Below are 11,638 nucleotides of genomic sequence, written 5' to 3' on the forward strand. Positions count from 1 at the left end.
AATTAAGAAAAGACAATCAGGAGGGATGGAGTATGGGTGGAGATGTGACAGTGAGTACATTGGGCGCATTGACTGCGCTTGTAATCGCTATTGTTCTTATTCTAAAAAAAGTATCACCTGCTTATGGCATGCTGGCAGGTGCATTTATTGGCGGTTTGGTTGGCGGTGTAGATGTTGTGCAGACCGTGAACGTCATGATGGAAGGCGCAAAGGACATGATTCCGGCTGTTCTCCGAATCATGGCGGCAGGTGTACTGGCAGGGGTTTTAATTGAGTCGGGTGCTGCGTTATCTATTGCGGAGGCCATCGTGAAAAAGCTTGGAGAGGCGAGGGCACTTTTAGCACTCGCACTTGCAACAATGATTTTAACAACGGTGGGTGTTTTTGTAGATGTAGCAGTCATTACAGTAGCACCGATCGCACTTGCCATTGCCAAGCGTGCAAAACTTTCTAAAACGGGGATTTTACTTGCGATGATTGGAGGAGGGAAGGCGGGGAATATCATGTCACCGAATCCGAATGCCATTGCAGCCTCTGATGCTTTTGGTGTACCGCTTACTTCCCTGATGGCGGCAGGTGTCATACCGGCTATTTTCGGGATAGCCGTCACATATGTATTAGCCAAAAAGCTTGCGAATAAAGGGACACCAGTTCTGGAAGAGGGAGCAGACCAAGGCGAGGTTCAAGTACCTGGTTTTCTACAAGCGCTTGTCGGCCCACTTGTGACCATTCTCTTGTTAGCCTTGAGACCGTTGTTTCAAATAAATATTGATCCAATGATTGCCTTACCAATAGGAGGAATTGTTGGCGCTCTTTTCATGAAAAAAGGGAAGTTTCTCAATGATTATGCGATGTCAGGGCTGCATAAAATGTCAGGTGTAGCGATCATGTTACTAGGTACAGGCACATTAGCTGGAATTGTATCGAATTCTTCCATGAAAGAGGTATTTATTCAGGCGCTTGACGCTTCGGGATTACCTCCTTACTTGCTTGCACCAACGTCTGGAATTTTTATGTCGGCGGCCACAGCTTCGACAACTGCAGGGACGGCAGTTGCAAGTGGTGTATTTAGCGGAACTCTTATTGGTCTTGGTGTATCTGCCCTTTCAGGCGCAGCTATGATTCACGCTGGCGCAACTGTGCTAGACCATATGCCGCACGGAAGCTTTTTCCATGCAACGGCAGGAAGTGTTCAAATGGATATAAAAGAACGGTTGAAATTAATGCCCTTTGAATCGTTAATTGGTTTGACATTAACCGTTGTATCGACCATTATCTTTGGTATTTTCCAGCTGTTCGGCTGAGGACTTAATGAGAAACGAGGGGTTTTTGGATGAAAATTGTGATCGCACCAGATTCATTTAAAGAAAGTTTATCTGCTTATGAGACAGCATGTGCCATTGAACGAGGATTTCGCTCTATTTTGCCACATGCAAAATATATGAAAATCCCAATGGCAGATGGAGGAGAAGGCACAGTTCAATCGTTAGTGGATGCGACAGGCGGAACCATTGTCCAGCAAGTGGTCACAGGTCCGCTTGGCAAACCTGTGGATGCCTTTTTTGGTATGTTGGGAGATGGGCAGACAGCTGTCATAGAGATGGCAGCAGCATCAGGATTACATCTTGTCCCGCCAGAAAAACGGAACCCCTTATTCACGACGTCTAGAGGGACAGGAGAATTAATGCTTGCAGCGCTGGATAAAGGAGCGAAGCATTTAATCATTGGGCTTGGCGGAAGCGCAACAAATGATGGTGGCGTTGGCATGATGCAAGGTTTAGGTGCTTCTTTTCTCGATGAAGCAGGCCAAGACCTCACGCCGGGCGGTGGATCACTGAATCAATTAGCTTCTATTGATCTATCTCGACTGGATCCAAGATTGCGATCAGTCCGTCTGGAAGTGGCGTGTGATGTGGATAATCCTTTAACGGGTGAAAGAGGAGCGTCTGCTGTGTTCGGTCCTCAAAAGGGAGCAGATACAGAAATGGTTCAACTGTTGGACAAGAATTTATCTCATTTTGCACAAGTGGCTAAGCAGCATCTTCATGTCTCCTTTGGTGAGGCGGCAGGTGCAGGAGCGGCAGGAGGAATGGGCGCGAGTTTATTAGGCTTTTTACAGGCTGATCTGCAAAAGGGAATCGATATTGTACTGAAAGCCGTACATTTTGCTGACGTACTAAAGGACGCTGACCTAGTCATTACAGGGGAAGGTCGGATTGATCAGCAGACCATTTACGGCAAAACGCCAATCGGTGTAGCCAAAGCTGCGAAACAATATGGACTCCCTGTCATTGGCATCGCTGGGTCCCTCTCAAAAGACAGTGCAGTCGTACATGATCATGGCATTGATGCACTTTTTAGTATTGTCCCTGGCGTCACGACTCTGGCTGAAGCCATGCATGATGCTAGTGTGCATGTAGAGAGAACAGCAAGGAATATTGCGGCTGTCATGACATTTGGAAGAGATAAGTAAATGATGAAAATTGTTTCCTTTTCTATCACATTCCTTTCTATAGAAATGTGGTAAAATGGTTCTAAATGAAAAAGAAAGTTGGAGGAAACACAAATGTCTAATCTACCGAATTGTCCATCGTGCAGTTCAACCTATACATACGAGGATGGCAGCATGCTTATTTGTCCAGAATGTGCGCATGAATGGTCGCTAGAACAAGAACAAGCGGCAGAGGAACAGCTTGTTGTCAAAGATGCGAATGGAAATCTATTAAGTGATGGTGACACGGTCACTGTGATTAAAGATTTAAAAGTCAAAGGTTCTTCTTCGGTTTTAAAAATAGGGACGAAGGTCAAAGGGATTCGTTTAGTCGAAGGCGATCATAACATTGATTGTAAAATTCCTAGCTTTGGCGCGATGAAGTTAAAATCGGAGTTTGTGAAGAAAGTATAATATATGAAAAGAGGCTGTCGATCATCAGCCTCTTTTTTATTTCGATATTTATAGGTGAAAGGTATAATCTTAAACATCATTTCATACATATGTACCTATTGAAAATCATTCTTTTTTTAAAAAATCAAGCCTCTTTTCTTATAAAAATTCACGCTTTTCTTAACTCTACCTTAAAAAAGGCAGATGATTCTCTAAATTTTGCCTAATCCCCTTCACAACTTTTGGGCATTGCTGTACCATATGGAAGTGTTCTTCTATTTTTGACGGATCATGGTGTTTATCAGGAAATAGATGATAGATGATACTTAGACAAAGAAGGAGAGGTAACGTGACGAACGTTTTAGAACTGCAACATGTATCTAGGCATATTCGCGGGAAAAAGATTGTTCAAGACTTGAGTTTCTCTGTCCAAGCGGGCGAAGTCTTTGGCTTCTTAGGACCGAATGGCGCAGGAAAAACGACAACCATTCGCATGATGGTCGGTCTTTCTCCCATTACATCCGGTGACATTCTGATTAATGGTCATAGTATTCAAACCTCATATCAGCATGCCATCCAAGATGTCGGTGCAATTATTGAAAATCCAGAAATGTATAATCATTTAACGGCAAGACAAAACCTTGTTCATTTTGCCAGAATGAATGGAAAAGTGGATGAAGGTCGAATTGATGAACTGCTAGAACTAGTTAGTTTGCAGCATGTGAAACATAAGCGTGTCCGTACGTTTTCATTAGGAATGAAGCAGCGTTTGGGGATTGCTCAGGCATTGATACATAAACCGAAACTGCTAATCTTAGATGAGCCGACCAATGGACTAGATCCAGAGGGAATTCGTATGATACGAGATTACTTGAGAAGGCTGGCAAAGGAAGAAGGACTTGCTGTCATTGTTTCAAGTCACCTCATGTCAGAAATGGAATTGATGTGTGATCGTTTTGCTATTATCCAAAAAGGAAAGCTGATTGCGATTGAGGATCAGCGTGCAGAGACGAAGCAGGATGATTTGGTCAATTATCGAATGAAAGTAGCATCAAGTGAGCTTGAAGAAGCTCAAAAGCTCATTGAAGCATTTGAGGAAGGCATCACAGTTAGAGAAGAGGAGCAGTACTTATTCTTCTCCATCCTAGAAGAGAAAATGCCACAATTGATTCGTCATTTGAGTGAGGCTTCTATTCATTTGTACGAAATCAAAATAGAAAAACAAACCTTAGAAGATAAGTTCTTAAGCTTAACAGGTAAAAAGGAGGCAGACGTATGATTCGCCTCATTCAAAACGAGTGGATGAAAATCAGTTATCGTGTGGGTACTTGGATTATGGTTGGGCTTCTTGTTTTAGGTATGATTGCGACGTTGATTTTTGCTGTTAAGACAAATGACGGAGATCAAGCATCCGGTGATTGGAAAACTGAGTTACAAGAAATCAATAAAGCAAAGAAGCAAGAATTGAAAGAGGATAATATAAGATTTTATAAGAGATCCCTTGAAACCGAAATAGCGATCAATGAGTATCGAATCAAACATGATCTACCTCCAGCCGATCAATTCGGTAAAAATGCATGGACTTATGTGAAAACAAATGCTAATTTGCTTCAGCTGGTCGGTGTATTTGTGATTATTATTGCAGCCACAATTGTCTCGGCTGAATATAAGCATGGTACAATTAAATTATTACTGATTCGTCCGCCATCCAGGTTGAAGGTTCTTTTGTCTAAATACTTTACCGTTCAACTATATTCACTTTTCCTGATCGCTGTCCTATTTATCTTATCCTTTATCTTAGGTGCGATATTCTTTGGACTAAACAATGATTATGTGTATTTGGCTTATCAAAATGGTGAAGTCATTGAGCGGTCTCAGTTTGCAAATATGGTCTCTTATTATTTGGCGCATTGTGCTATGTTTGTTGTATTAGGGACACTTTCTTTTGCCATCTCAACGGTGTTTAGAAGTGAGGCCATTTCCATAGCGATTAGTGTATTAGCCTATGTTGTCGGAGCATCCATCACAAGCATTTTGATGTTCTTCTTTGATTGGGCGAAATACTTATTGTTTGCCAACGATCCTGTACAGTATTTCGCAGAAACACCTACTTATATCGAAGGCATGTCCCTAGGTTTCTCACTAACGGTCCTAGTCATTTACTGGGCCATCTTCTTGGCGGTTGCTTTAATCGTCTTCCAAAAGCGAGAAGTAAAAACAGGTTAATTTAACTTTTTAGGAGGTTTCTATCAATGATTAAGCGTAAAGGTGAAAAAATTATGGGGATTATCAGTATTGTCCTCAACGTAATTGGTGTTGGTTTTGGGGCGTTGATGCTTTCTGTGGACCCAGCAGTTTATGAAGAATTGAATGAAGTGTTAAAAGAGGAAGGCAGCGCCTTGCCAGTTGAAACACTTGAGGCATCGGTTCATGCCTTTGGCGTTCAGTTTATGGTTGTTTCCGCAATTGCGGCTGTCTTAGCCCTTGTTGGTGTGATTGTTTTGAAAACAGACCGCCGTGCCGTGCTTTCTGGTATTCTTTTCTTGGTTTCGGCTGTGACTCTTTTAATTGGAACTGTTGGTCTTGCTTTCGTTCCGATGATCTTGTTGCTAATTGTTGGATTGATGTCAATCATTAGAAAACCGAAAACAGACATTCACACGAGTGAATATCCTTCATAATTCAAAGAAAAAGACATGCGCTGGTTTGCGCATGTCTTTCTTTTTATATGATGCCAATCAGTTTGGCGATGATGAGTAAAACGATACTGAACCCCCACATCCAAAAGAAGGAGTAGCGGATATGTTTCCCCATATCGACCCCTGCAAGACCGATGGCAAGCCATACAGCAGGTGCAAGGGGGCTGACAAAGGTGCCGATGATATTTCCAATCATCATGGCGTATGCCGCAGATGTCCCTGACACACCAACCTCTGATGTAATCGATTCGACAATCGGCAAGAGTGCATAATAATAGGCATCCGTACTTGTCAGCATATCAAGCGGAACCCCAAATATCCCCACAATGATATGTAAAAATGGCAGTAAGAAAGCTGGCAAAATGTGAATACTGTCCACTGCAATCGCCTTCAGCATGCCCGTTCCTTCAAGAATTCCTAAAAAAGAACCTGCGGAGAAAATTACAGCTGCCATCATTAGTGCACTTGGAGCATGCGCCTTAATTCGCTCCATTTGTACATTCACATTCGGATAGTTCACCAAAAGTGCTAGTGAAAGACCAATCATAAACATATAACTAGCAGGAATCACGTTCAGCACGAGCAGGACAACAACAGCTAAAAATAGAATGAGGTTGACCCACATTAAGTGATAACGCTTTAAAGACGCATCGCCTGTTTCGCTGATCGATTGAATGGCACGATCCCAATCGGCGCCTTCTAATTGGACAGCAGCTATTTCATTTGCCGCGATTTTCACCCGAATTCGTTTTTCTTCTCTTTTTCCTAAAATGAATGCCATTCCTAATACGAGCACGACCCCGATCAGCTGAATGGGAATAAGCGGTACCCACAGTTCAGATGGGTCCATATTTAGGACACTAGCTGCCCGTCCTGTGGGGCCAGCCCATGGAATCATATTGGTTAATCCAGCACTCGTCCCGATTAACAATAGCAATAAATAAGGACTCATATGTAATTTTTTATAAAGCGGAAGCAGTGCAGGTACAGTTAATAAAAAGGTTGTAGCGCCTGCTCCGTCTAAGTGTGCGATGACTCCAATCAAGGCAGTTCCCATCGCAACTGTGACAACATTCCCTTTTGTCAGCTTGATTAACGCTTTAATTACAGGTTCAAAGAACCCTGTATCTTGTAAAATGCCAAAAAATAAAATGGCGAAGATAAACATGGTCGCCACTGGCAAAACTTTGATAATCCCTTGTTCAAAGAAAGTTTGAATGTCATTGATACCAAATCCCGCGATGAGCGCCCCTATTAAAGGCACCATGACCATGGCGACAATTGGACTTGCTTTCCCCCAAATCAGCAAAACAACAATCGTTAAAATAATCAACAATCCAACAAACGTTAACATAAGCCCCTCCCCCTACAATAAACCGTTTACATTTGTTTGTTTTTTTACCAATGCAATCCCACATTTGCATTGAAAAAAAGAGTATCAAAAATATGAGTATTAGGCAACCGCTTTCATACCTATACAATGGTAAAAAAGGATGGTGAATCCAATCATGGCGCGGTGTTCAACATGTCAAAAAATTTAGAAAAAAATCCACTTAAAATGGTAAAATAAAAAACGTCTGTTTCGGACGTTTTTTATTAACAGTTGATAATTTACTTGATCCAGAAAAATGTCACTATAATTAATAGTAATAAATATAATGCAGAGCAACCTCTATAAATTCCTTTATTAAATTGTAGGGGAGGAGATATAAAAGTCACTAAAATGGTTGGACCAAACAAAGTGATTAAAAAAAATCTATAATCAAAAAAGAAAGTACAGATTGATAAGAGTATTGAAAAATAAAATACAAATATAAAAGAACTATTAATTGTGTTTTTAGAATCTCCCTTGTTTTCCTCTAAATGATCATCTAGTAATTTATCTATCTTTTTTTTATTAATAAACATAAGGACCTCCTATTGAATTTTTTTTAGTAAAAAGGGCGTTAATAATGCTTCTGTTAAAGCAGCAAGTAATGTCAACAGACATATCACCATAGTAAAAAATAAAATATCCGAAAAGAAATGTTTCTTTGGGGAATGTAGCCCTCTTATTTTTAAGTAGACAAAGTCTAACAATTTGAAACCAAGTGAACCTGATAATATCATGGCAGGAATTTCAAAGATACCATGAGGAATTAAAGCAGTTAATATATATAACAAATTGTTACCATGATCGGTAATACTTTGTAAAGAGGATAAGCCTACTAAAAATCCATTTAATAATAATAAGATAGATGTCAAAATACCAAATGTAAACATTGAGAAAATGAGAAATAAATTTGCAGCAAAGTTATGTTTGAAATATCCCAGAACTGTAACTTCATCAACAGTTTCTGGACTAAGACTAGGTAGAATATTGTTAAAAATAACCCCAAGAACTATACCTGCTATGTATAAAATACTTGCTATATAAAGTATACGTTTATTTCTGATTATTATTCCTGTCATTTTAGTAAAGTATCCATATCTTTTATAATTAAATCTTCAAAGTGCTGAATGTTTGTAAGGTGATCATATTCTTTAACAAGAGCACCGTTAATTAAAATACCAACTCTATCACATAGTTGTTGAGCGATATTAACAAGGTGTGTAGACATGATCACAGTATTACCTTGTTCAGCATAACGTTTAAGAAAGTTTTTCATCATCTTTGTAGTGGGAGGATCGAACGCACCTAATGGTTCGTCTAATATTAAAACTTCAGGTTCATGAATTATGGCTCCAGCAACAGATAATTTATGTTTCATACCAAATGAAAATGTAGAAATCATATCATTCTCATTTTGTTTTAAGTTAAATTGATCTAACAAAACTTCAATTCTATTATCCTTCATTTCAGTGGGTACGTCTTGTAAGTCAGCAATAAATTCCAGGTACTCTCTAGGGGTTAAATAATGATAGATAAAAGGAGAATCAGGAACATAACCTATATACTTAAGATAGGAAGATCTCTCAGAATATATAGTTTTCTCCTTGATAGTAATATTACCTTCGTATGGTTTCATAATCCCGAGAATACATTTTAAAAGTGTTGATTTTCCAGCACCATTCGGTCCTAGTAATCCATATACCTTACCTTGCTCTATTTTTAAATTTATAGATTTTAAAATTTGTTTATCTTTATATTTGAAAGATAGATTCTCAATTTTCATGTTTTCATCTCCCAATGTTTCGTTCCTATTCTTTTAATCCAAAAATAATAAAATAGAGAAATTCCAATGAAAAATAGACATGTTCCAGTCACAATAAGTAAAAAGAATATACTCCTATCAATAATTTCAAAAGTAACGAGAGCACCTGAGACCCCATACAATTGAAGGTAAAATGCTAGTAGTACCCCAAGAATAGTATGTTCAAAAAATGAGGCTTTAACAGACGAACCAATATCCTCTAAATTTTCCCAGTCTAAACGAGGATAGAGGAAAGTACCTATCACTTGGCCAGAACCTATAATAAGACTAATTGAATTAATCATGATATACAAAATAATTTGAGTCATAGTATCTAAGTTGAATAATAATAATATAACTAAAAATAATGAATTCATTATAATAAGAATTATAGATAAATGCAGTATTGATTTTCCTGCAATCAACTTGAAGATAGAAGCGCCTGAATTCTTATAAATATATAGATTTTCGCGCTCTGCATCTGCTGAAGTTATCCCAAGCAAGCCTTCTCCTAATAAAGAAGTGTTGTAAGTTACGGCAAATAAAATTGGATAAATAACAAAAAGTTCCGAGAAGTCAAACCACTTTTGATTTAAACTAATTCCTACCAATACACCTAATTCTATTGCAATCATATTTACAGATAGCACTAAGCGTCTCTTGATAGTAAAATTAGCTCTTAATAGAGCAGTAAGATCCTTTTTTAAAATTGCGATATTTTGCCGGGGAAAGAAATTTATTAAATAATTTAAAAAAGGTAATTTGATTGGTTTTATTCTCGGCAAAAGATTATTAGGTGTTGCTTCCTTTATAAGCAACACTTTCAAAACTATTAGATAGGAAATAGAGAGTAAAAGAAATCCTAGTGCAATTAAACCTAAAGAACATATGATAAATAAATAGATATCACTTTTTGTTGAAAGTAGGTACCAGTTAGTAGGAAGCCATGTGTTTGTTAATATCGTCTCTAATCTAAATACAGATATGAAATTTTCAATAGCTTCAAGAAGATCTTTTTCATAAAAGTAGTTAAGTCCGATCCAACCAAAAAAAGTAGTTGAAAGAGCAGATAAGAGTGCAATTCCTATAAAAGATAACAGACTAATTAACCTAGAATTCAAGATTTTGTATAAAAATTTAGAATAAGTGATATATGTGAGTAATGAGTAAATGCATGTAAGGCCAAAGATAAATATAAATAGTGGTAAAAATGATAAAAAAAGGTATAATTTATTACTTGTATAAAAATTTATGAAAAAAAGTACAGGGAATACTATTATTGTTAATTTGAATAAAACATTTAGAAAAATTGTTGTGAAAAATCTCGATAATAGAACTTTTTTGGGATCTGTCTTTAAAGTATGTAAAAGAAGGAAATCTTCAGGGTATACATATCGATGTAAAATATCAGTTGATGATTTTAAAATATTCAAAACAAAAAAAAGAATAATAAAATTTGTACCTAATGATAAGATATGGACTGGTACATTAGGAAAAAGAGTAGTTGAAGCCTTATATAGAATAAAAAGGTAGACTAAAAAAAAGGGTGTAAAAACAAAAATAAGTCTATTTGATTTTAGTAAATTTTCGCTTGATGGGAAAAAGTAAATCAAACGGTTTAAAGTACGTCTATATGTAAGTTTAAAGTTTGCCATAAAAACTTTTTTGTTGAGCATTATATTCCTCCTAGACGAAAAGAAGGAGGAGTATAATTATACTCCTCAATTTCTTCACTTTGGATTTTACCATTCTGCAGCGTATTTTTTGCCGTGTTTTGTAGCCAATTTTTTCGCAGTAGCTACCATAGCAGCAGTGACAAGGCCAGTTCCACCCAAAACAACAGCTAATAGACTAAGTATTGTTAGGACATCGCCAGTAGTCATGATAACACCTATAGCAGCATAAGCGGTCTTGCGACTAATTCCTAAATTTGTTGCAAGGTCTAATGCAAATTGATTACCTGAATTGAAATCAATAGAAGCTAAACTTGCAATACCTTCTGAAGAACCCATAAGGAAAGTAGCGATGGCAAAAAGAGAAACTATACTTGTAACACTCGCAATTTTAAAAAGATTGCTATTTTTCATATTTGAATTCACCTCCTTTCAGTTTACAAAAATAAGCTAGTTGAAAAAAGAGAAATAATACCTAAAGACATTGTTATACAAACGATTATGACAGTTTTTATATAGGAAATTTTGTGTATTTCTTTAATTGCAATACACCCTAGAATGGTAGACCACCAAAAAAAGGGGTCGATGATAATATTCAATATAATATCAATTGGCTTTTGAGAATTTGGATAAATAACTGAAAATGCAAAATCACTACCTAAAAAGAAAGAAAAGATAATGAGAATTATAAATTTGATAGCAACCGGTATGATAGAATAAATAAAACTTGGGAAAAACTCTTTAGCAGTAGCAACACCACCAAATAATATCCCAATGATATGTATTATAAAGAAGCTTACAAGAACCATTGCTGTAAATTGAACAATCCCTAATGCTAGTGTAATCATCATAATGAGTATGCTCATATCAGCAGTATAATCAATCCCATTTGTTTTAAAAGAATGATTAATTAATGTAGAGATTGTGGGGAAAATAGCTAAATAAAACCCTAAAAACAGACTTAACACAGCCAGGAAAACAAACCAAGAATGACGATAATTTTTTTCACTAGAGTATTTGATTAAGAGAAAGTTCTTAGGAGAAAAGACGAAATGATGTATTAGAGTAATAAAGTTGTGTTTATTATCCATAAATGCTCCTTGATTCAAAAAGTGTTTTTTTGCTAATTCTCACAAATAATGTATCATGTTTTGCCATATTATTTCAAGTTAGAATTTTGTTTATAAGTTGAATTTAAGCTGAATTTAA

13 protein-coding genes are annotated in these 11,638 nt (G+C 37.2%); 6 read left to right on the forward strand and 7 right to left on the reverse strand.

Annotated features, from left to right (window positions below; translation table 11 throughout):
- The first annotated feature begins 32 nt into the window (after positions 1-32).
- The 6 genes from ACTJJQ_RS09185 to ACTJJQ_RS09210 all read left to right on the forward strand — a co-directional run bounded on the left by ACTJJQ_RS09185 (position 33) and on the right by ACTJJQ_RS09210 (position 5,565).
- Positions 33-1,304, forward strand: a complete 1,272-nt coding sequence (locus ACTJJQ_RS09185) for a GntP family permease (RefSeq protein WP_039962847.1) — start codon at positions 33-35, stop codon at positions 1,302-1,304.
- Positions 1,305-1,333: 29 nt separating this feature from the next.
- Complete coding sequence (locus ACTJJQ_RS09190) at positions 1,334-2,473, forward strand: glycerate kinase (RefSeq protein WP_440600137.1); 1,140 nt, start codon at positions 1,334-1,336, stop codon at positions 2,471-2,473.
- Positions 2,474-2,566: 93 nt separating this feature from the next.
- Positions 2,567-2,905 carry a zinc ribbon domain-containing protein YjdM gene (locus ACTJJQ_RS09195; RefSeq protein ID WP_017359922.1) on the forward strand — a complete coding sequence of 113 codons (339 nt, stop codon included), beginning with the start codon at positions 2,567-2,569 and terminating at the stop codon, positions 2,903-2,905.
- A gap of 328 nt (positions 2,906-3,233) precedes the next feature.
- The gene (locus tag ACTJJQ_RS09200) at positions 3,234-4,163 is read left to right on the forward strand and encodes an ABC transporter ATP-binding protein (protein ID WP_025208271.1); all 930 of its coding nucleotides are present in this window, start codon (positions 3,234-3,236) and stop codon (positions 4,161-4,163) included.
- The gene (locus ACTJJQ_RS09205) at positions 4,160-5,110 is read left to right on the forward strand and encodes an ABC transporter permease subunit (protein WP_061420727.1); all 951 of its coding nucleotides are present in this window, start codon (positions 4,160-4,162) and stop codon (positions 5,108-5,110) included. The genes ACTJJQ_RS09200 and ACTJJQ_RS09205 overlap by 4 nt, the downstream gene beginning before the upstream one ends.
- Before the next feature lie 26 nt (positions 5,111-5,136).
- Positions 5,137-5,565 (forward strand): DUF4064 domain-containing protein, encoded by a 429-nt coding sequence (locus ACTJJQ_RS09210; protein ID WP_440600138.1) that lies wholly within the window; start codon positions 5,137-5,139, stop codon positions 5,563-5,565.
- 43 nt (positions 5,566-5,608) lie between these two features.
- Here ACTJJQ_RS09210 and ACTJJQ_RS09215 read toward each other — a convergent pair whose 3' ends face one another.
- From ACTJJQ_RS09215 to ACTJJQ_RS09245, 7 genes are all read right to left on the reverse strand, one after another.
- A complete protein-coding gene (locus ACTJJQ_RS09215) occupies positions 5,609-6,937 on the reverse strand; it encodes a CitMHS family transporter (RefSeq protein ID WP_058337133.1) in 1,329 nt (442 codons plus the stop codon).
- Positions 6,938-7,194: 257 nt separating this feature from the next.
- A complete protein-coding gene (locus ACTJJQ_RS09220) occupies positions 7,195-7,491 on the reverse strand; it encodes a hypothetical protein (protein WP_025208270.1) in 297 nt (98 codons plus the stop codon).
- A gap of 9 nt (positions 7,492-7,500) precedes the next feature.
- Positions 7,501-8,034 (reverse strand): stage II sporulation protein M, encoded by a 534-nt coding sequence (locus tag ACTJJQ_RS09225; RefSeq protein ID WP_025208269.1) that lies wholly within the window; start codon positions 8,032-8,034, stop codon positions 7,501-7,503.
- Positions 8,031-8,738, reverse strand: a complete 708-nt coding sequence (locus ACTJJQ_RS09230; RefSeq protein ID WP_025208268.1) for an ABC transporter ATP-binding protein — start codon at positions 8,736-8,738, stop codon at positions 8,031-8,033. Before ACTJJQ_RS09230 ends, ACTJJQ_RS09225 begins: the two co-directional genes overlap by 4 nt.
- Complete coding sequence (locus ACTJJQ_RS09235) at positions 8,735-10,432, reverse strand: hypothetical protein (RefSeq protein ID WP_272511273.1); 1,698 nt, start codon at positions 10,430-10,432, stop codon at positions 8,735-8,737. The genes ACTJJQ_RS09230 and ACTJJQ_RS09235 overlap by 4 nt, the downstream gene beginning before the upstream one ends.
- 66 nt (positions 10,433-10,498) lie before the next feature.
- On the reverse strand, positions 10,499-10,843 hold the full coding sequence (locus ACTJJQ_RS09240; protein ID WP_025208266.1) for an uberolysin/carnocyclin family circular bacteriocin: 345 nt from the start codon (positions 10,841-10,843) through the stop codon (positions 10,499-10,501).
- A gap of 23 nt (positions 10,844-10,866) precedes the next feature.
- On the reverse strand, positions 10,867-11,520 hold the full coding sequence (locus ACTJJQ_RS09245) for a YIP1 family protein (protein WP_025208265.1): 654 nt from the start codon (positions 11,518-11,520) through the stop codon (positions 10,867-10,869).
- Positions 11,521-11,638 lie beyond the last annotated feature (118 nt).

The organism is Bacillus sp. 22483, assembly GCF_052044605.1.
Taxonomy (GTDB): Bacteria; Bacillota; Bacilli; order Bacillales; family Bacillaceae; genus Bacillus; species Bacillus altitudinis.